The following is an 18,050-nucleotide window of genomic DNA, read 5'->3' on the forward strand; positions in this document are numbered from 1 at the left end:
GAATAACGTATGAAAAGGACTCTCCTGTTCAGCACTATCTTATTCGGTTTAGTTCCAGTGTTCACTTTTGGAGCAGACAGTTGGGATATTGATGGATTACACGGAACATTGACAGTCAATGGCATGATGACCGAAGCACCTTGTACGATGGATGTGACCAATTCAATGCGTCAAGAAGTGTCTCTAGGGGAGATTCCTTCTTATTCACTCCGTAAACCTGGAGATAGAGCTGAGCCAGTTTCATTCGAATTAGAATTTAGACATTGTATTCGTACCGAAAGCCGAATGAGAGATGTTAGAACTGATACACCGCTTTGGGATGCTATGCAACCAGTGATTTCAGTTTCATTTATTGCGGTATCAGACGAACATTTTCCAGAAATGTTAAGTGTAAAAGGCGTCTCCGGCTTGGCGTTAGAAGTGACAGATGCACAACGAGAAGACATCAGGCTAGGAAGCCGAGGTCGTCCTCAATTTCTCGATGCACCGCAGGGAACTCTTCAATATTTTGTTACACCAGTGAGAACTCCCGAAAAACTGACGGAAGGAAGTTTCAGCGCCGTAATGGACTTTAAGGTGGATTATGAGTGATTTAAATAAGCAGCGGTACCTGCTGGCATCTTGTCTCGCTGGACTATTTTTTACATCGGTTTCTTATGCCGGATTACCCGATTCTCGTATTAGCCCATCGGGAAATACACGGGCGACAATCACGCCGGGTATGATAACTGTACCGATTAAAGGGGTTGTTTTGGCTCCACCGCCTTGCAAAATCAATGGCGGGAATATCATTAAAGTCAATTTTGATGAAATCATGAGTACGCGAATTGACGGTAACGCTTATTCAAAACCTATAAATTACAATATTAATTGTGAGAAAAGACCAACATCACAAATGAAAATGACGTTGGTTGGTGTTCCTGCATCTTTTGATAACGGTGCAATTGAAACAGATCTTCCGGGTTTAGGAATTGCTTTTCGTTATAACGGAAGCAAGCTTCGATTAAACCAAGAAATCAAGTTTGTTTACCCAAATGCGCCTCAGTTTGAAGCCATACCTGTTCGTGATTTATCCACAACATTAACAAAGGGTGGGGTTTTTCATGCAGGCGTCACTATCAAACTTGATTATCAGTGAGGGAAAAATAATGCAAAGAATAATGAAAAGACTTCCTCTGATAATGAGTTTGTTAGTTATACCTAGCAGTGCCGTGATGGCAAATGATGTGGAGTTTACGGGAACCTTACTAATTCCACCGCCTTGCACTGTTTTTGAAGATAAAGTCCACGTTATCGAATACAAAGATATTGGTTTACATAAGATTGATGGTGTCAGATTTACGAAACCTATTAATTACGCTTTGAAGTGTGAAGACAACTTAAAAGGTTGGGACTTAATGCTAACTATCAAAGGGACAGCAACAGATTTTGATAAGTCGGCACTGGAAACTAATTTCCGAGATCTTGGCATGCGTATTACCCAAAATGGTTTAGGTTTTGAAATCAATAAACCATTAAAAATTACCTATGGGCAACCGCCTGTTTTAGAGGTTGTTCCTGTCAAGCGATTGGGAGTTACGTTGCCTGAAGGAGGCTTTACTGCAACAGGGACATTGCTAGCGGAGTACCAATAATGAACAAACTAATTCAATGTGCAGTAGCAGGAGCCTTACTTATTAACTTTAATGCTGCTTTTGCTGTGCCTGATAATTTAAGAGTTATCGGTAATTTAGTAGAAGAACCCTGCACTATTTTACCGGGTGATGAAAACATTCCGATGGATTTTTTTGATACGCCGGAGAAAAACTTTTATGCCTATGGTGAAACCCCGCCTAAAGAGTTTGTGATTAAGTTGTCTGACTGTGACACGACAATAGGCAAATTTGTGGAAGTCACCTTTTCAGGAACGCCTAATCTAGCACTGCCTGGTTTTTTAGCGTTATCAACGAGTAGTGTTGCATCCGGTTTCGCGGTGGGGCTACAAAATTCAGATAAAACACCACTGGCGATTGAACAGAAAGGCTCGAAGCTAACGCTACAAGATGGTACTAACCAGTTGCGGTTCTACGCCTATTTAAAAGGTGAACCGGATGCTATTGCTGATAAGACAATAAAAGTAGGGCCTTACAGTGCCGTGGCAACATTTAAATTAGATTATGAATAATAAGGCTGTGACTAATATGAAAGTTTTGTTATCGCTATTAATTGGTGCAGTCATATTTTCATCTACTGCATCAGCCTCTGTTTTTTCCTATATCACGGAATCAAGACCCGGTAATAGCCCAAGTAATGGGGATGCAGACTATAAGTATGTTATTGCTCGCTGGGACCCTGAATTGCCAACTACGCCTAATCCTTGCTTTGGGTGGCCGACATGCTATCTCACCATAAGCCATAAGCATACAACTGCTGGAACACCGGGGGCGGCAACTGTCGAGTTGGCCGAAATTTCTAAGTATCGATACATGCGTGACATTCAGAATATACCCGGTGTTTTGGCAAGGGCGACAGCTCCAGCAACACAGTGGGCTGTTCATACCGGAGTTAGGCTGCAAAATAACCAAGAGTGCGTGGGGCTGTTTTACCAAGAGCATACTGGGGTTACAAATAAGGGTGGGTTAATTCCCGGCTCATTATGTGGTATTGCGCCTCCACCGATTGGAGCTTGTAAGATCAACAATACGATCCCAGATATCAACTTTGGCCCAATTAGCGAAGCAGAACTTGCTGGCCAATCAAAACAAGTGAACATCAGTGTGACATGTAACTTAGCAATGGATGTTTTGGTGATTGCCACAGGTGTTAACGTGACAAATGGCCGTGTAAATTTACGGGCAGATAATAGCTTATATGCGAATTTGTATTTAGGTGGGAACGATACCCCAGGGGAAAATGGTTACAAAATCCATGTACCTGCTGGTGGAACAAATTCGGTCACCCTGAAAGCAGTATTAGGTACCAATGGCCGAGTTCAAGCCGGTCAATTTGAAGGTGCCGCAGCTCTTATTTTAACTGTGCCTTAATAAATGGTGAAAATATGTATTCAGAAAACGGCAGTGAAAAAATCCATTATATGGTAGGTCAGAGGATCTTAGAAAAACGTAGAGAACTGGGATATACAGGGTTTCAGTTAGCTCAGTTGTTAGGTGTGAGTCAGCAACAAATCTCTCGCTATGAAAGAGGTAAAATTAAGATTGATTTATTTCATTTGTTTAAACTTTCATTTTTAATGAGGACACCCATTGATTGGTTCCTTGAAGATATCAGTTCTCAGCTCACTGAAAATGGTCAATTAGATGATATACAATAATGAGCATTTTAATGCTTGTTAATAGTAAATAGGTTGAAGTTGAGGTTTATGTGGTCTGCTGTAATAGAAATAGTTAAGCAACTACAGTCGAAAATTCAACCTATTGATTTTTATTTAATCATAAAAATCAATTTGTTATTAACTTAAACTTCCTCTGTAATATTTACCCTCGTGGACTTATTCTCTTCTTTTATGTGCAAAAAATATTGAAACAGTCAAATTGATGTTTCTGTGCGTTCTGACAATTTTTTAGTGAATGCAAATGCAAACTAATATCATTTGCGCTTGATTGTGTGTAATATACTTCCCATCTTTAAATCACCGAATTTTATCATCAGTATTTTTATAGACGGATGGAGAAAATCAGATGTTTGCAAAATCATTAGTTTCAGGTATTGCCTTGTTATCTGCTTTAGTATTAGTTGGTTGCGATAACGCTAAAGAAAAGACAGAAACAACTCAGGTTGCAGAACAACAAACTATCACAATTGAACATGCCCAAGGCAAAACTGAAATTCCTCGTCATCCGCAAAAAGTCATGGTGATGAACATGGAAACATTGGACATTATGGATGCACTCGGGGCACCAGTTGCCGGTGTTCCACAAACCAATGTTCATTTCCCAGATTTCCTAACCAAATATAGCGGTTCTGAGTTTGTTAATGGTGGAACCTTATTTGAACCTGCCTATGAAACACTCAGTAATGCGAAACCTGACCTAATCTTAGGCGGTAGCCGTGCACGAGATGCGTATGACAAACTCAGCGGCGTAGCGCCAACTATTTCATTAGATATTGATAACAAAAACTTTATTGGTAGCTTAACTGAGCGTACTAATGAACTTGGTATGCTATTTGGTAAAGAAGAGAAAGCCAAAGAACTGATTGCTAATTTCAATAATAAGATAGAGGGTATTAAAACTAAAGCACCAACAGCGGGTAAAGCGATGGTGATCTTGGTTAGCGGCGGTAAAATTTCTGCTTATGGTCCAGGTTCACGCTTTGGTTTTATCTTTGATGTGCTAGGTTTTGAACCTGCGTATGTGTTTACAGAAAATACGGGCCGCCATGGTAATATTGTGAATGCGGAATTACTGGTGAAACTAAACCCTGATTGGTTGTTTGTTATCGACCGTGATAGCGCGATTGGTAAAACAGACGCCCAACCTGCTGCTGAAGTATTAGATAACGCTTTAGTGAGAAAAACAGCAGCATGGCAAAAAGGCCAAATTACTTACCTTGACCCAACAGCGGTGTATATTTCAGGCGGAATTCAGACTTATTCTAAGTTAATGGATGACATCAATAACGCGTTAGAGAAGAGCCAAGCAAAATAACCCATGAAAACGCTTTATCTTTTTTGTGGAATTATCGCGTTATTGGTTTTAGCGGTATTAAGCTTGTTTATTGGAGCGGGTGACGTGTCACCCGTTTCGCTTTTCACCGACCCAGAGATGCAAGACATCTTTTTTATTAGCCGAATTCCTCGAACTCTCTCTTTAATTTTAGCGGGCAGTGCAATGAGTGTTGCAGGCCTCATCATGCAGTTACTCACACAAAACCGTTTTGTCGAGCCTTCTTTAGCCGGAACAACACAGTCAGCGAGCTTAGGTCTGTTGGTCGTGATGGTGTTATTTCCTGCTGCAAGTATTATGACCAAAATGGTGGTTGCTAGTGGGTTTGCGTTGATGGGGACGATGCTGTTTATGGTACTTCTACGCAGAATTATTTTAAAATCTGCATTAATTGTGCCGCTTGTCGGGATTATGCTTGGTGCAGTCATTAGTGCATTAACTATTTTTACGGCTTATTACTTTGATTTGTTGCAATCACTAGGCGCATGGATGAGCGGGGACTTCTCTAGCATTATCCAAGGTCGTTATGAATTGCTGTGGCTAGTAGGAATTCTTACGCTAATTGCTTGCTGGATTGCCGATAGTTTTACCGTTGCAGGTATGGGGCGTGAGTTTTCGATTAACGTTGGGTTAAATTATCGCAAAGTAATGACAATTGGCTTATCCATCATCGCATTAATTAGTGGTGTGGTTGTCGTCGTCGTTGGGGCTTTACCTTTCCTTGGCTTAATTATTCCAAATCTTGTCAGCTTAGTGATGGGGGATAACATTCGCAAAACTATCCCGTGGATCTGTATTGCGGGTGGGGGCTTAGTGCTACTGTGCGACATTATTGGGCGCTTAATTCGCTACCCATTTGAAATCCCCGCGAGTGTGATTTTAGGTGTTGTGGGTGCGGTGATTTTCTTATATTTATTGTTGAAGCAGCAACGTTATGCAAAAAGTTAACTCATCAATGGCATTACCCAAAAAAGGGGTAACACCATTGCAAAGAATATGGATATTACTGGCATTGTCGCTGTTATCTATCATTCTTTATATGACGGTAAATCTCGGCAGTAATCTTGCTTATATTTTACCGCACCGCGGGTATATTGTTCTAACCATGGTTGTGGTTGCTTTTGCCGCAGGGGTTTCGACGGTTCTGTTCCAAACCGTTGCAAACAATAAGATACTTACGCCCTCTATCATGGGGTTAGAGGCCTTATTTGTTTTATTACAAACCATTTTTATCTTTTATACAGATAGCTTTCCTGCCTCTTGGCTACTGAATATCGGTAAGTTTTTATTAGAGTCAACATTATTAGTGTTGTTCTCCGTCCTGCTTTATCGCTGGTTATTCGTGTCTGTTAAAATGAATATCAACCTAGTTTTAATGGTGGGTATTATCTTAGGGACTTTATTTCGTAGCGTGGCTACCTTGCTACAACGTTTGATGGACCCTAATGAATTCTCTATTTTACAGAGCCGTATGTTTGCAACCTTTACTAAAGGGACGCCGGAGCTGATTTTATTCACATTACTGATTACAGTCGTGGTGGGTATCTTACTATGGCGGATGCGCTATTGTTTTGATGTTATTGCATTAGGGCAAGCTAATGCGGTGAACCTTGGTATTAATTATCGTCAGCAAGTAACGGTTATTTTATTGCTAATCTCAATATTAGTTGCAGTTTCGACCGCACTGGTTGGGCCCCTGACCTTTTTAGGGTTAATGGTAGCAAACTTAGCTTACTTGGTGAGTGGTAGCAGCCAACATCGTTATTTACTTCCTGTTTCGTTTTTACTTGGGGTAATAGCGCTGATTGGTGGGCAATTAATCCTAGAGTATGGCCTTAATATGGCAGGGACATTATCGGTTGTTATCGAGTTTGTCGGTGGGATATTCTTTATTTATATGGTGTTAAGAAGGTTTTAGTATGATTGAAATTAGTCAGATATCGAAAAGTTATCAGGGTACTAAAGTCTTAGATGACGTGACAACATCAATTAAAAATAGCGGCATTACCTCAATTATCGGCCCTAATGGCGCGGGTAAATCAACACTATTATCGATTATTGGGCGCTTATTGGTGCCAGACGATGGTGGCTATGTCAAAGTCAATGAGTTAGACGTATCGACAACGCCAAGTGATCAGCTAGCTAAATGTTTGTCAGTACTGCGCCAAGAAAATCAATTTGCCAGTCGGTTAACTGTTGAAGAGTTAGTTGGCTTTGGGCGCTATCCTTACACTAAAGGTCGTTTAAATATTGAGGATAAAAAGAAAATTGATGAGTCACTCTCTTTTCTTAATTTATCGAATTTACGCCATCGTTATTTAGATGAGTTATCGGGGGGCCAGCGCCAACGGGCTTATGTGGCAATGGTTTTATGTCAGGATACTGAATATGTTTTACTTGATGAGCCTTTAAATAACCTCGATATGAAACATGCGGTAATTATGATGAAGTTGCTGCGCAAAGCGGCTGATGAGCTGGGGAAAACTATTATTTTAGTTATCCACGATATTAACTTCGCTTCGGTATATTCTGACTATATTGTTGCCTTAAGAGACGGAAAACTGTCTTATCATGGTAAACCTGAGGATATTATGAAATCAGATATTATTGAGGATATTTTTGATACCCCAGTGGATATAAAGCGAGTTGATGATCAGTTCATTGCGCTGTACTACTAAATATTCGTCCTCATTTAGGCGGTAGTGGTTTAGCTACTCGGGTCACATACTGACCCGAGATATCGTCGCTATCCGCCTTGCTACAAGCTCAATTGGTTACAATATTCGCAGTGAAAATTACTGTGGTGTGATTTCAATATCTTCATCAGTCGCTAATAAATCCAAAGACTGTAATACTTCCAAGCGTTTAATCCCATCAGCATTTACTACCAAACGCGCCAGCTCATTGTAAGTTTTCTTGTTAATGGTGACGCGGCGGCAGAGATAAATATGGTAAACCTTTTCACCAATAATAGCGGGTTCATCTTCATTAACGGTTAATTCTTCATAGCTAATATCAATGTATTTCAAAAAGTCAGAAATATTAAAGCGGGTGATATCAGCAATAGAAGACTGGTTTTTCTCAAAAACAGAATGGCGGTTATGGAGTAATACGTCCTTTCGATAATATAGAATATCTTCCATACGCTGTACATTGACCAAATTCACCCAGTGAGATTGCTGGCGCATTTCACGAATATCTGGCGATAGCATGTTTTCGCTGATAAACCGAAAGGATTCCTTACATACCCCAACAGGGGCTTTAACGCCTTCGCGATAAATACGTAATTGCCTGTCAGGTATCCATTTTTGGAAGAGCCGGTACAATTGCTCCCTACCGATTTCTTTTAGCCTATCTTTAAAAATATAACCGATGACCATAGCCAAAAATAAGTTTGCACTTAATGCACCGTATTTGCCCTGCCAAAGAAAGGCAATTAGCGTGGCAAAAATCATCGAAATAGCCGCAGCAATACCATAAATAGAATGCAACAGTAGCGGTAAACCGCGCTTATGGCGGATTTCTAAGTAGAGATAGCGATTAATATATTTTTTTAATAGGTTGCGTCGGTAGGTAACCAATTCAGCATCTGTTTCGTCACTGGGAAAGCAATCAGGGTAGTGCTTCTTCAAGTAACGCATTTCTTGATACCAAAAATGGTGTATTTCTTCACGTATCGGTATTTGTTTATCAGCCAATAAACCACGTAAGTAATTGATGGTGTAATAAGTCATAAACTCATCGCAATAGGAAAATGCATTGGAGTGAATGGCTTCTTCTATATGAGCTGCAAGCGGTAACAAGGCACGGTAAGCGTTTAGGCATTTCCCAATATCAGCAACTAGCTCGGTTAGATATTCGGGAGTTTGTCGCTGCGGGTTTTTGCTGACCATTTTGATATTGAGACGCACGGTTTTCTTGATGGTGAGCGCATAGCGTTTTAGTTTATTTTCATACTCATCTAGCGATGGGGGATTCAGCGGGTCACATTGTTCTAACCAGCGCTTTAAATCGTTTAGCTCCCCGTTTTCATCTGGTGAGGCAGACAGTTTAATCGCAGGAGGGCTGAGGCGAATATAATTTTTGAGGCTACGTTGAAGGTTTGACGGTGTGTATAAGTCAGGGTTAACTTGCAATGAAGAAGGCAGAAAGAAAAATGTTTCAACTTGGTAGCGGATCTCTTTAGATTTGCGTGGAAATAAAACTTTTTGTTTTATTTCAAATTGCTTTTTCCCGTGGATCTTAAGAGACTCTCTGATCATATTGCGCCTTTATAAGTAACTTTTTATATTTTTTATTTTTCTATCAATCAGTGAAGCATAACATGGTTTGTCAAAACCCTAAAATAGCGGAAATTACGATGACAATCTGTGAAAGATAGTGAAAAAGTATGATGAAAGGAAAGGGGAAGGAACAAGAAAATATAACGAGGCATAAATAAGTTATGCCCCATTATCGTGTTGTTACTCGTTAGAATAACTTATTTTTTTGCAGCTGGACGAACTGCGGTAACTTCAATTTCAACTCTCCAAGCTGGGTTTGCTAGCTTAGCGACTTGGAAAGTAGAACGAGCTGGCAGATTAGTAATTTTCTCAGACTCATAGAACTTGTTATAACCCGCCATGAAACCAGCGAAGTCCATAGTGCCTTGAGTTTCTTCACCACCAACTAAGAATACTTGCATTTTAACAACATCATTCATTGTCAAACCCATGTCAGCTAGGTTTGCTTGAATTTGTTTTAGCACGTTGATTGTCTGTGCTTCGGTATTACCATAAGACTCTAAAACGCCTTCTTTAGCATCTGCAGAGATTTTTGAAGGGACTTTTCCGCTTAGGAAAATAAGGCTATTGCCCGCGCTGATTTCTACTGATTCAGAGATAGGAAATCCTTTCACTGGAACGCGTTTAACATCTTCAGCTGCATTTGCACTCGCTACACCTAAAATTAACGGTAGAGAAAGCAATAAAGTTTTATAGCGCATGTAAACTCCTTAACATTATCAAAGTAAAAAGGATCTGTTAGTGTTATTTAAAACTAAATTTAAGTTTAGCTTAATTCCATTGACTCGCAGATCCCAGTAAAAAAAAGCGTATTCTCGGTTATTAATTAAAACGAGAAAGTTTATACGGCGTTGGGTCGATAAATGGTGTTTCGCCCATTAATAGTTCTGCCGTTAATCGACCAGATGCTGGGCTTTCAGTCATACCCCAACCTGTTGCGGTGTTGATGACCAGACCTGGGTACTGTTCGATTGTTGAAATAATTGGAATTTCATCATCCGTTGGTGCCACCGTACCACCCCAACGTTCAACCACTTTAGATTCTTTAAATACTGGGAATTCTTTTCTCAGTCTTTCTAGGACGCCATCTAAGTGATCATTGTTTGGTGTATTGGTCGCGGTACGGAATTCTTCAAATGGTGTTTTCTCATCTAAATTCCAAGACGTTGCCATCATGAACGAGTTAAATAAGTCTTTACCGATAGAGAATTCTAATGGTAATTCACCACCTTGCAACAGGTGCATAAATTTAGGACCTAACAGGAAGCTGTCTTTAACGATAGAGCTGGTAAAGATACGTGGTGCAACGGCATAGGTGCCATCAGCTTGTTCACGGAAGTGAATACCATTAGGTAAGTGGACGTTGCCTTTCGGTGCGCCCGGAACGCCGGTAATGCGTTGTTGTGACAGGTAAACGTTCAGCGTTGGAACGTCGATACCTAAGTTGCCCATAAATAGACGAGACCAAATACCACCAGTTAGAACTACACGAGAGGTTTTGATTGCGCCTTTTTCAGTGACAACATCAGAAATTTTGCCGCCTGCGGTTTCAATACCGCGTACTGCGCAGTTGGTATAGATGCGAATACCAATTGATTTAGCGTAGTTAGCCATGGTTGGGGTGACAACCTCAGGGTCTAGACTACCTGAGTCTTCTTCAAACCCACCAATTTTCCATGGTGTTTGAGCGTCGACTAGACGATTAGCTAACTCAGTACCTTCGATCATTCGGGTACGTAATGGCGTATCAAAACCTGGGTTTTCAGAAGCAGATTTAATCCATGCTCTTGAAATTTCTAAATCTTCTTCGCTTGAAGGAACTTCAACACGGCCTTGAACACGGTAGCTGGTATCAGCACCAATTTTTTCGTTCATACCGAGCCATTGAATTTTCCCATAGTGGTGTAAAGGGAAAATTGCTGGAGAGGTTTTGTAACTGATAATTTGGCTGTATGCGCGGCCTGATTGCTCACCACCGACAACACCTTTTTCACAGATAACAACATTAAGACCTTTTTCCGCAAGGTTTATTGCCGTCATGATCCCTTGAAGACCAGCACCGATAATAACTGCATCAGCAGATTCCGGTAGTTTGCCTTCGGTACCTGCAACCGCAGGTACTCGTGATTTAGTCGATTCGAAACGACCTTCACGATTGATCATAGGAACAACCGCAGCACCCCCTGCTAGAACCCCAGCAGCACCAACCCCTAATAATAGCTTTCTTCTCGAGATTTTCATCTATAACCTCAATAACAATCTTGTTTTTTATATAGTAAATAATTTCAAATTGAGATAATGATCTTATCATATATTTTGAAATTGTTAAGTAGGGTTAGCATTTGTTAATAACTGTCGATTAAATGAAAAGTGAAGTAAATTGATATAGTCAGTGCTGTAAAGGGTTTGTCGCGAGTAGCTCTATTTTATCTATACATCAATTCTTATTTTAAAAATGTAAATGTCATTAAAAGTGTACAGGTGTAAATATTGGTATTTTGCTTAAGTTGAATAATTAGTAATTAATTATCAGCGAGAGGTTAATTATTAATCGTAGATGAAAATGCTAAATATCATTTAAGTCCTAATAATCAGATATGATGTAAAAAAAGCTTTAGTTAAAAAGAATGAGCTATTTTTTGTTCAGTTGATTATTAATTAGTCTTTATGGTTACCTTTCAATCAATATATAGCTTTGTGGGACTGTTTTGTTTTTAAGTTTTAGTTAATTAATTGATATTTATGATTTTATTTTATGATGGCCGTGGTGAGTCTAATTTAATTTATTGTTGGTTTTTCTAAATGGAGAATAATATTTCATTTTAATAAGATAAAATTATTTTATAGATTAGACATTACCTTGTCGTATAAGTCAGATAGGCTAGTTAATAAAATATAATTCTAAATGTAGACAATAATTTATTTTAACTGGTTGATAAAAATAAACATATAATTGTACTAAATAATAATTGGCGATAATTTTGATGTCGTTGGGGGATTTATATTACGATGCAGATGTAATTAGAATATTAAATATACATTTAATTACTGGGTGTATATTATTAAGAATATTTACATTATTAGTTAATATACACCATCGTGATGTTAATTTTCAGTTTTATATTCATTCCCAGTTGGGATTTGAGCAAAGAAATTAGCATAATCCTCGGAACGAACCTGTTGAAGGACCAAATAAAGCTCAGTTAACGGGGTTTCTGACCAGTCACAGCGAATATCAATATCTGCATATTGCCGGTTATTCCATATTTTTAATGCAGCAGAGCGTATCCCACGGTAATCACCACCTTCATTTGCCCCTGCTTGCATGGCGAGTAATAGCCTGTCTGCAAGCTCAAGATGTGAGTTTTGCTGATAACTTTGGTGTATTGCTTGAAGAACCTGCTCACCGGTTAGCATATTCCCTGCTGTAGCGAAGTTTTTTTCAGACAAACTACCACACCAAGGTAAGCATTTACTTCCTGTCCAGTCTGCACTTTCCCCATATTTATCAATAATGATCAGTTGCCGTAATTCACTGTTGGTATCTTCCATCAGAAGGAAATCTAAGCTCTGTTTGGCGTGGTCACTAAGCCGTAAATGTTCAATACCTTTTAAACCTGCTATCGGGTTGGTCATGGCTTGGGTTGCGATAGCTCCCACTTGGCTTGCACCATGCAAAACAAGGGCACCGACAGCGGGCCCGCCTGTTGCTGTTGCTGCGCCAATTTTCCCTGTTTGCGGACAGTGAGCCACAATTGAAAATGTCATTTCACACCTCATAAATTAGACATCGATCAAATTTATCATTATAAATTGTTGCGTGAAACATAATTTATCATCATAAATAGGATAAAAGATAAAATAATTAACAAAATTGACACAAATCACATTTAAAAATCACATAGCAATGTCAACGCTCGGGGAGGGCCGTATGAGGATGCGTTTATGCAGGTGGATAGCCAGTTTTTGGTTTTTCTGCTTTATTTCTACACCGACATTGGCGGCAAACCATAGTGATGTACTATTGCTTGGGCAGGTTGCGGAGCCGCAATCACTCGACCCGCAAGTGGCGACTGCGGCCAATGATTCTCGGATACTCGTGAATATATACGAAGGGTTAGTTCGCAATGCCGATGGTACATTGACACTTGAACCTGCATTGGCAAAGTCATGGTCAGTCAGCGATGACGGTTTGACTTACACATTTCATTTACGTGAAAACATCAAGTTCCATGATGGTAGTGCGTTTGATGCGCAGGCAGTTAAATTTACGTTTGACCGCATGCTAGATAGCCAACATCCTTACTATCATACTGGTCCATTTCCTTTATCATTTTTTTTCTCTGCGATAGATAAAATTACCACCCCAGATAATTTAACGGTGGTATTTACCTTAAAAGAGCCATTTGCACCGTTCTTATCAAATTTAGCTACCCCCGCAGGGCTGATTGTGTCACCGGCAGCCGTCAAGCAATATGACAAGGACTTTAGTCGTCATCCAAGCGGGACAGGGCCGTTTAAATTTGACGAATGGACGGCAAACCAGCGCGTTGTGGTCTCGGCAAATGAGCAGTATTGGGATGGAAAACCACACTTAAAAAATGTGGTTTTCCGACCAATAACTGACGCCAATACACGGGTAGCAGAAATGCTATCAGGTGGGATTGACGCGATGGTTGAAGTGCCTGCGGATAACGTCCCTTTATTTATCAAGGATGAGCGTTTTAAGGTTTATGAAGCCGTAGGGCCACATGTGTGGTACGTGATGCTAAATGCATCACAACCTCCTTTTGATGATGTGCGTGTAAGGCAAGCGGTAAATTATGCGGTTAATAAGCAAAATATCGTTAAGTATATTCTCCAAGACTCAGCTGGTGTGGCTGAAGGGCCTATTCCATCTGCTTTTGACTGGGCGTTTGACCAAGAAACAGAGGCTTACCCTTATGACCCTGAAAAAGCGCGGCAATTAATTGCAGAAGCGGGAGCACAAGGGCAAAAAATTGTTTTTTATGTTACGGAAGGGGGCTCAGGTATGTTAGACCCTATCCCGATGGCAACCGCAATCCAAGCAGACCTCAAAGCTGTTGGGTTATCTGTTGAAATTCAAACCTTTGAGTGGAATACCTATTTATCTAAAGTTAATTCAGGCTTACAGCAAGCCCACATGGCTGAAATGGCATGGATGACGAATGACCCTGATACCTTGCCGTTCCTAACCTTACATTCTGCATCTTGGCCCGATAAAGGCGGCTTTAATTCCGGTTATTACAGTAATCAACAACTCGATAGGTTGTTAGATAAAGCGAGAGTCACGAATGACCTTGAAGAACGCGCTCAACTGTATAAACAAGTACAAAAAATTGTTCACCGAGATGCGCCTTGGCTGTTTGTTGCTAATTGGAAGCAAAATGCAGTCGCGAATGAGCATGTTAAACATTTTAAATTGCAGCCGAATTTTAATTTATTACTTAAAGATGTTCGCAAAGATTAATTAACGTGAATATTTTCAGTTGGTTAATAGATTTTATGGGGAAAAACTATGTGGTTATACTGCTTTAAACGCCTGTTAGCGACGATACCCATACTGATTGGTCTAACATTAATTGTCTTTTTTATCATGGCAATGATCCCTGGGGAGCCAGCTCAAGCATTGCTTGGGCCTTGGGCAACACCAGAGAACGTGGCTCGAGTGAAAACTGAGCTTGGTTTAGATAAACCGTTATATCAGCAGTATTTTATTTGGATGAATAATTTGATTTCAGGGGACTTAGGGCGTTCTTTTGTGCTGAATCGTCCTGTGGTTGATGAGGTCCTTGAGCGTTTTTCTGCCACCTTAATTTTGGGGGGAAGTGCGTTATTGCTCAGCTCAGTGCTGGGGCTATTAGCTGGGATTATTTCTGCGATCCGTCAATTTAGTTGGAGTGATAGGACGATCACATTGGCAGTTTTACTTGGTATTTCAATGCCATCCTTTTGGATTGGGTTGTTGATGATCATGCTTTTTTCGGTACAGCTACAATGGTTCCCCGCATCAGGAATGTATGATATTTGGCAGGGGGGCGGCTTTCGCGACTTATTGCATCACCTTGTTTTACCCGCAATAACCCTTTCGCTAGTTGCGACAGGCGTGATAGCGCGTTTGACGCGAACAGCAATGTTAGAGGTTCTACGCCTTGATTTTATTCGTACTGCACGCGCAAAAGGGTTGAGTGAACGCAAAGTCATTTTCCGCCATGCATTTCGTATGGCATTGGTATCGGTGATCCCTGTTATTGGTATTCAGGCAGGGTTTGTGTTTGGTGGTGCGGTTTATATTGAAACGGTTTTTCAATGGCCGGGCTTAGGGGCAATGTTGGTCAAAGCGGTAGCTACCCGTGATTTATTTTTAGTGCAAGGGGGCGTGTTAATTGCTGCTGCGTCCTATGTGTTTATCAATTTGCTGGCTGATGTGGTGCAAGCAATGTTAGATCCGAGGTTGAAATCATGAGTCATAATACCGCCCCAGTTATTCAACATCGTCATCGTCAATCAATAGGTTCTTTATTGCTCGCTAATCGCCTTGCGACACTAGGGCTGTTTATTTTAACCGTTATTATGCTACTTGCCTTGCTTGCGCCTTGGTTGCCTTTGGCTAATCCAGATGAAACGGACTTAGTGAACCGCTTGCTCCCAGCTTTTTCACCGGGGCATATATTAGGCACTGACCATTTAGGGCGGGATATCTTGTCTCGATTATTGTGGGGAACTCGTGTTTCGCTGATGGTGGGTATTTCAGCGACATTAATCGCTGCAATACTTGGAACCCTAATTGGTTTAATCGCCGGCTATGTGGGCCACCGAACTGATACCTTATTGATGCGCTGTATTGATATGTTGATGGCATTTCCATATATCCTATTAGCGTTAGCGATTGTAGCTGTACTTGGCCCCGGTTTATTAAATGCGCTATATGCTATCGCATTAGTGAATATTCCTTTTTTTGCGAGAAATATCCGTGGGTTAACGGTTGGGCTGCGAGATAGAGACTTTATTCAGGCCGCAAGGTTGTCAGGTAAAAACCATTTACAGGTCTTACTGACCGAGGTTTTACCGAATGTATTGCCAATCATTGTTGTCACAATGTCGACGACCATCGGGTGGATGATTTTAGAAACCGCTGGCTTGTCATTTTTAGGATTAGGAACCCAGCCGCCGAATGCCGATTTAGGGTCGATGCTAGGTCAAGGGCGTGCTCAGATGTTTGTTGCACCACATGTTGCTCTGGTTCCTGGAATTATGATTTTCCTGATTGTGATTAGCTTTAACTTACTGGGGGATGGGGTACGTGACATCCTTGACCCTCGCCTAAAATCAGGTGCCTTACATCGTTCACAACCGATGACACAAACAGACCGTATAAATATTCCTGCCAAAACCGAGGGAAAACAGGCGATATTGGAAGTTAAAGACCTTTCTGTCGCCTTTCGTCAGGGGGGGCAATTACGGCCTACCGTTAAAGGTATTAGCTTTAATGTTGGTGCGGGGGAATGTTTGGGGTTAATTGGTGAAAGTGGTTCAGGGAAAAGTGTAACTGCATTATCTGTTATGGGGCTTTTGGCTTCGCCGCCCGCGGTGATCACCGCAGGTGGCATCTATGTTGAGCATGAAGAAATGTTGTCTTTACCTTTATCCGTTATGCAAAGACGCCGTGGTGCTAAGGTGTCATATATTTTCCAAGATCCTCTGACTACGTTACACCCCCAATTTACCGTGGGTGTACAGCTTCGTGAAGCGATCACGGCTCACCAAGCGTTATCGAGTTATGATGCCAAAATGAAAGCGATTGAACTACTTGATAGCGTCGGTATACCGGATGCAGCGGAGCGTTTTGATGCTTATCCTCATGAGTTATCCGGTGGGCAACGCCAACGAGTTGGTATTGCGATGGCATTAGCGAATGACCCTGTTTTGATTATTGCCGATGAACCGACAACCGCACTAGATGTCACCGTACAAGCGCGAATTTTAGAATTGCTCGATCAACTACGTCGTGAACGAGGGGTAGCATTGTTATTTATTACTCATGATTTTGCGGTGATTAACCAAATTTGTGACCGAGTGGCCGTTATGCAGCAGGGCGTTATCGTAGAAACCGGTAATACACAAGACGTGTTACAGCAACCTCAGCACCCTTATACACAGCGGCTGATAGCCAGTGTTCCAAAATTGGGAGAGGGCAGAGCGTTTTTGACTCAGGTTGAGCAGCTTTATGGAAATAATTCCGCACAGGAGGCCTAATGAACAAGGTTATTGACGTTAATCAACTGGTGAAAACCTTTGGTCACCCTCGCAGCTTATTTCATCCCCGAGGGAGAGAAGTTCAGGCGCTGAAAAATATTTCATTGTCATTGTACGAAGGGGAAACGTTAGCCGTCGTAGGGGAAAGCGGCTCAGGGAAAAGCACTTTAGCCCGTATTCTAGTTGGGTTAGAGAAAGAAACCTCAGGCGACATTACGGTACTCGGGCAAACTCGTGCTCAGTGGCAAAAACAGGGGGCTCGTACTTTCGGTCAAGCTATTCAATATGTATTCCAAGACCCTGTTGCTTCTTTAAATCCACGCAAAACCATCGGTGAAACATTGTCGGTGCCTTTAAAATATTTAAAGCATATGAATCAAACACAAAGACAGGGGCGGTTGGCTGAATTGCTTGAGGCTGTCCATATGCCAATGGATGCATTAGCCTGTTACCCTCACGAGTTTTCAGGGGGGCAAGCTCAGCGCTTAGCGATTGCGCGAGCGCTTGCCGCAGATGCGCGAATCTTAGTTCTTGATGAGCCTGTGAGCGCATTGGATGTGTCAGTACAAGCCCAAGTTTTGTTGTTACTCGAAGAACTAAAGCAACAGTTTTCACTGTCTTACTTATTTATTAGTCATGATCTGGCGGTGGTAGAGTCTATAGCAGATAGGGTGGCCGTACTCTATTTAGGGGATTTGCTAGAATGTCGTGATACTTGTGACTTATTTGCGGCACCAGAACACGACTACACTCGTAACTTACTGGCGAGTGCGCCGCGTATTCGCGTTGAAGCTTAGAAATATATTTAAAATCAGTTGGGGTCCTA

General features: G+C 41.2%; 18 protein-coding genes. 14 read left to right on the top strand and 4 right to left on the bottom strand.

Features of this window, described 5'->3' with window-relative positions; translation table 11 throughout:
- Positions 1–9: 9 nt before the first annotated feature.
- From ACPEH5_RS11600 to ACPEH5_RS11645, 10 genes are all read left to right on the top strand, one after another.
- The gene (locus ACPEH5_RS11600) at positions 10–591 is read left to right on the top strand and encodes a fimbrial protein (RefSeq protein ID WP_166686584.1); all 582 of its coding nucleotides are present in this window, start codon (positions 10–12) and stop codon (positions 589–591) included.
- On the top strand, positions 584–1,138 hold the full coding sequence (locus ACPEH5_RS11605; RefSeq protein WP_042845557.1) for a fimbrial protein: 555 nt from the start codon (positions 584–586) through the stop codon (positions 1,136–1,138). Before ACPEH5_RS11600 ends, ACPEH5_RS11605 begins: the two co-directional genes overlap by 8 nt.
- A gap of 10 nt (positions 1,139–1,148) precedes the next feature.
- Positions 1,149–1,634, top strand: a complete 486-nt coding sequence (locus tag ACPEH5_RS11610) for a fimbrial protein (RefSeq protein WP_042845556.1) — start codon at positions 1,149–1,151, stop codon at positions 1,632–1,634.
- The gene (locus tag ACPEH5_RS11615; protein ID WP_042845555.1) at positions 1,634–2,164 is read left to right on the top strand and encodes a fimbrial protein; all 531 of its coding nucleotides are present in this window, start codon (positions 1,634–1,636) and stop codon (positions 2,162–2,164) included. Before ACPEH5_RS11610 ends, ACPEH5_RS11615 begins: the two co-directional genes overlap by 1 nt.
- Positions 2,165–2,180: 16 nt before the next feature.
- Positions 2,181–3,023 (top strand): adhesin, encoded by an 843-nt coding sequence (locus tag ACPEH5_RS11620; RefSeq protein ID WP_166686585.1) that lies wholly within the window; start codon positions 2,181–2,183, stop codon positions 3,021–3,023.
- Between the two features lie 14 nt (positions 3,024–3,037).
- Positions 3,038–3,310, top strand: coding sequence for a helix-turn-helix domain-containing protein (locus ACPEH5_RS11625; RefSeq protein ID WP_042845554.1), 273 nt, complete (start codon positions 3,038–3,040; stop codon positions 3,308–3,310).
- Between the two features lie 367 nt (positions 3,311–3,677).
- Positions 3,678–4,646, top strand: coding sequence for a siderophore ABC transporter substrate-binding protein (locus tag ACPEH5_RS11630; protein ID WP_129466491.1), 969 nt, complete (start codon positions 3,678–3,680; stop codon positions 4,644–4,646).
- 3 nt (positions 4,647–4,649) lie between these two features.
- Entirely contained in the window at positions 4,650–5,612 is a 963-nt protein-coding gene (locus ACPEH5_RS11635; protein ID WP_042845551.1) for an ABC transporter permease, read from the top strand.
- Positions 5,599–6,582 carry an iron chelate uptake ABC transporter family permease subunit gene (locus ACPEH5_RS11640; protein WP_042845549.1) on the top strand — a complete coding sequence of 328 codons (984 nt, stop codon included), beginning with the start codon at positions 5,599–5,601 and terminating at the stop codon, positions 6,580–6,582. The genes ACPEH5_RS11635 and ACPEH5_RS11640 overlap by 14 nt, the downstream gene beginning before the upstream one ends.
- Position 6,583: 1 nt before the next feature.
- Positions 6,584–7,342, top strand: coding sequence for an ABC transporter ATP-binding protein (locus ACPEH5_RS11645; RefSeq protein ID WP_042845548.1), 759 nt, complete (start codon positions 6,584–6,586; stop codon positions 7,340–7,342).
- 117 nt (positions 7,343–7,459) lie between these two features.
- Here the strand turns inward: ACPEH5_RS11645 and ACPEH5_RS11650 are convergent, their stop codons facing one another.
- The 4 genes from ACPEH5_RS11650 to ACPEH5_RS11665 all read right to left on the bottom strand — a co-directional run bounded on the left by ACPEH5_RS11650 (position 7,460) and on the right by ACPEH5_RS11665 (position 12,715).
- The gene (locus tag ACPEH5_RS11650) at positions 7,460–8,926 is read right to left on the bottom strand and encodes a hypothetical protein (RefSeq protein WP_042845546.1); all 1,467 of its coding nucleotides are present in this window, start codon (positions 8,924–8,926) and stop codon (positions 7,460–7,462) included.
- 218 nt (positions 8,927–9,144) lie between these two features.
- Entirely contained in the window at positions 9,145–9,648 is a 504-nt protein-coding gene (locus ACPEH5_RS11655; RefSeq protein ID WP_042845544.1) for a RidA family protein, read from the bottom strand.
- A gap of 121 nt (positions 9,649–9,769) precedes the next feature.
- The gene (locus ACPEH5_RS11660; RefSeq protein WP_042845542.1) at positions 9,770–11,188 is read right to left on the bottom strand and encodes an NAD(P)/FAD-dependent oxidoreductase; all 1,419 of its coding nucleotides are present in this window, start codon (positions 11,186–11,188) and stop codon (positions 9,770–9,772) included.
- Positions 11,189–12,052: 864 nt separating this feature from the next.
- Complete coding sequence (locus tag ACPEH5_RS11665; protein ID WP_042845541.1) at positions 12,053–12,715, bottom strand: DUF1028 domain-containing protein; 663 nt, start codon at positions 12,713–12,715, stop codon at positions 12,053–12,055.
- Positions 12,716–12,878: 163 nt separating this feature from the next.
- On the opposite strand from ACPEH5_RS11665, the gene ACPEH5_RS11670 reads away from it, so the two are divergent.
- From ACPEH5_RS11670 to ACPEH5_RS11685, 4 genes are read left to right on the top strand one after another with little or no spacing between them, the layout of a single operon-like run.
- Positions 12,879–14,438, top strand: a complete 1,560-nt coding sequence (locus ACPEH5_RS11670; protein WP_042845539.1) for an ABC transporter substrate-binding protein — start codon at positions 12,879–12,881, stop codon at positions 14,436–14,438.
- 48 nt (positions 14,439–14,486) lie between these two features.
- Positions 14,487–15,434, top strand: coding sequence for an ABC transporter permease (locus tag ACPEH5_RS11675; protein ID WP_042845538.1), 948 nt, complete (start codon positions 14,487–14,489; stop codon positions 15,432–15,434).
- The gene (locus ACPEH5_RS11680) at positions 15,431–17,224 is read left to right on the top strand and encodes a dipeptide/oligopeptide/nickel ABC transporter permease/ATP-binding protein (protein ID WP_042845535.1); all 1,794 of its coding nucleotides are present in this window, start codon (positions 15,431–15,433) and stop codon (positions 17,222–17,224) included. Before ACPEH5_RS11675 ends, ACPEH5_RS11680 begins: the two co-directional genes overlap by 4 nt.
- Positions 17,224–18,021 carry an ABC transporter ATP-binding protein gene (locus ACPEH5_RS11685; protein WP_281110723.1) on the top strand — a complete coding sequence of 266 codons (798 nt, stop codon included), beginning with the start codon at positions 17,224–17,226 and terminating at the stop codon, positions 18,019–18,021. Before ACPEH5_RS11680 ends, ACPEH5_RS11685 begins: the two co-directional genes overlap by 1 nt.
- The last annotated feature ends 29 nt before the right edge of the window (positions 18,022–18,050 follow it).

The sequence above is a fragment of the Providencia sp. NPDC089933 genome (assembly GCF_049545585.1).
In the GTDB taxonomy this organism is placed as follows: Bacteria; Pseudomonadota; Gammaproteobacteria; order Enterobacterales; family Enterobacteriaceae; genus Providencia; species Providencia huashanensis.

Bases quoted from the DNA above. Each gene is read 5' to 3' on its own strand.
- ACPEH5_RS11600 (WP_166686584.1), top strand. From the start codon at position 10: ATGAAAAGGACTCTCCTGTTCAGCACTATCTTATTCGGTTTAGTTCCA.
- ACPEH5_RS11605 (WP_042845557.1), top strand. From the start codon at position 584: ATGAGTGATTTAAATAAGCAGCGGTACCTGCTGGCATCTTGTCTCGCT.
- ACPEH5_RS11610 (WP_042845556.1), top strand. From the start codon at position 1,149: ATGCAAAGAATAATGAAAAGACTTCCTCTGATAATGAGTTTGTTAGTT.
- ACPEH5_RS11615 (WP_042845555.1), top strand. From the start codon at position 1,634: ATGAACAAACTAATTCAATGTGCAGTAGCAGGAGCCTTACTTATTAAC.
- ACPEH5_RS11620 (WP_166686585.1), top strand. From the start codon at position 2,181: ATGAAAGTTTTGTTATCGCTATTAATTGGTGCAGTCATATTTTCATCT.
- ACPEH5_RS11625 (WP_042845554.1), top strand. From the start codon at position 3,038: ATGTATTCAGAAAACGGCAGTGAAAAAATCCATTATATGGTAGGTCAG.
- ACPEH5_RS11630 (WP_129466491.1), top strand. From the start codon at position 3,678: ATGTTTGCAAAATCATTAGTTTCAGGTATTGCCTTGTTATCTGCTTTA.
- ACPEH5_RS11635 (WP_042845551.1), top strand. From the start codon at position 4,650: ATGAAAACGCTTTATCTTTTTTGTGGAATTATCGCGTTATTGGTTTTA.
- ACPEH5_RS11640 (WP_042845549.1), top strand. From the start codon at position 5,599: ATGCAAAAAGTTAACTCATCAATGGCATTACCCAAAAAAGGGGTAACA.
- ACPEH5_RS11645 (WP_042845548.1), top strand. From the start codon at position 6,584: ATGATTGAAATTAGTCAGATATCGAAAAGTTATCAGGGTACTAAAGTC.
- ACPEH5_RS11650 (WP_042845546.1), bottom strand. From the start codon at position 8,926: ATGATCAGAGAGTCTCTTAAGATCCACGGGAAAAAGCAATTTGAAATA.
- ACPEH5_RS11655 (WP_042845544.1), bottom strand. From the start codon at position 9,648: ATGCGCTATAAAACTTTATTGCTTTCTCTACCGTTAATTTTAGGTGTA.
- ACPEH5_RS11660 (WP_042845542.1), bottom strand. From the start codon at position 11,188: ATGAAAATCTCGAGAAGAAAGCTATTATTAGGGGTTGGTGCTGCTGGG.
- ACPEH5_RS11665 (WP_042845541.1), bottom strand. From the start codon at position 12,715: ATGACATTTTCAATTGTGGCTCACTGTCCGCAAACAGGGAAAATTGGC.
- ACPEH5_RS11670 (WP_042845539.1), top strand. From the start codon at position 12,879: ATGAGGATGCGTTTATGCAGGTGGATAGCCAGTTTTTGGTTTTTCTGC.
- ACPEH5_RS11675 (WP_042845538.1), top strand. From the start codon at position 14,487: ATGTGGTTATACTGCTTTAAACGCCTGTTAGCGACGATACCCATACTG.
- ACPEH5_RS11680 (WP_042845535.1), top strand. From the start codon at position 15,431: ATGAGTCATAATACCGCCCCAGTTATTCAACATCGTCATCGTCAATCA.
- ACPEH5_RS11685 (WP_281110723.1), top strand. From the start codon at position 17,224: ATGAACAAGGTTATTGACGTTAATCAACTGGTGAAAACCTTTGGTCAC.